At 62.2% G+C, this 1,498-nt stretch carries 2 protein-coding genes; both read right to left on the minus strand.

What is annotated here, in order from left to right; genetic code table 11:
* Positions 1 to 792 (minus strand): nitrilase-related carbon-nitrogen hydrolase (locus E5W87_RS14320; protein WP_292398202.1); only part of this gene is annotated, 792 nt, incomplete at its 3' end.
* A gap of 109 nt (positions 793 to 901) precedes the next feature.
* A partial coding sequence (locus tag E5W87_RS14325; protein ID WP_292398204.1) for a DNA-3-methyladenine glycosylase I occupies positions 902 to 1,498 on the minus strand: 597 nt, incomplete at its 5' end.

Consider the following 1,498-nt stretch of genomic DNA (forward strand, 5'->3'; position numbering starts at 1 on the left):
ATTTCCACTTTGCGCGCCTGCGGCGGCGCCGTTCCGCTTCCAGGTGGTGACGTTGACCGTCTCCTCGAACTGGCTCATCTGGAAGGCCAGCGTCTTGTCCGAACCTATGGCAAACGACGCGCCGTCGAAGATCAGCTCGTCCTGGCCGCCAAGCTGATTGGCGTAGATGATCGGCAATCCGCATTCGATGACCTGACGAATGACGATCTGGTGGCGAACGTCGACTTTGCCGCGATAGTAGGGCGAGCCGTTCGGCACCAGCAGGATTTCCGCACCGCTTTCGGCCAGCGTCTCGCAGATACCGACATCGCCCCATATGTCTTCGCAGATCGGAATCCCCAGGCGCACGCCGCGGAAATTGACCGGTCCCTGGATTTCAGGGCCCGCCTGGAAGACGCGCTTCTCGTCGAATTCGCCGTAGTTAGGCAGATCGAGCTTGTAGCGCTCGGCAAGGATCTTGCCGCCATCGGCAACGATGATCGAATTGTGCGTGCCGCTCTTACGCTTCAGCGGTGTGCCGATGATGACGCCCGGCCCACCATCGGCGGTATCACCGGCGAAATCCTGCGCCGCCCGCTCGCAGGCCTTCAGGAACGCCGGCTTCAGCACCAGGTCTTCGGGGGGATACCCAGCAAGGAAAAGCTCGGTGAACAGCACGAGGTCGGCGCCCTGGCGAGCGGCATCCGCCCTCGCCTCGCGCGCCTTGGCGAGATTGCCGGCGACGTCGCCGACCGTCGGATTGAGCTGGGCGACGGCGATGCGCAATATGTCGGAAGCGGTGTTGTCGGTCATGCCTGCTGACTTAGCGCGACAGAATTCGCCGGGCAATGGCGTTCATTTGGACCACTGACCGATCGACCGATGTCGATCGTGTCAGACCGATCGACGGATCGATCGCAGCCTATTCGCCCATATATTCGCGCAGTGCCTCCGGCGAATGGTTCTCGCCGATCGACATCGCCAGGATGCGCGAAATATGCCGGCGCGGCAGCCCGGTTTGCGCCGCCCAGGCATTGATCTGGTTCTGGATCTTGTCGAGATCCCTCTTCGAGGTCGGGCTTTCGGCGATGTCCAGGCCGGCGTCGCGAAGTGCGGCCGCCATGTCGGTTGAGATGGTGAAGGCGTCCCATTCCAGCCACCTCAGAAAATACTGGCCTGTGTGGCCGCCAAGCCGGCTGCCATGCTTGCCGAGGTATGCCATCAGCCCGACCTGATCATCCGCCGGCCAGTCGGCGAGGAACTTGCCGAAGCCGCCATGTTCCTTCGACACTCGCTCGACAAACACGGCGTTGTCGCGGACAGATTTGATCTTCTGCGGGTTGCGCACGATGCGCTGGTCGGCTGTCAGATCGTGCCAGAAATCGTCGGGCTGGAACAACAGCCGCTTCGGCTCGAAGCGGAGGAACGCTTCTTCGAAACCGGGCCATTTCTGCTCGATGACGCGCCAAACGAAGCCGGCCGCGAAAACACGCTCGGCCATGGTCGAGAGGATGCGGTC

The sequence above is a fragment of the Mesorhizobium sp. genome, from assembly GCF_004962925.1.
Classification (GTDB): Bacteria; Pseudomonadota; Alphaproteobacteria; order Rhizobiales; family Rhizobiaceae; genus Mesorhizobium.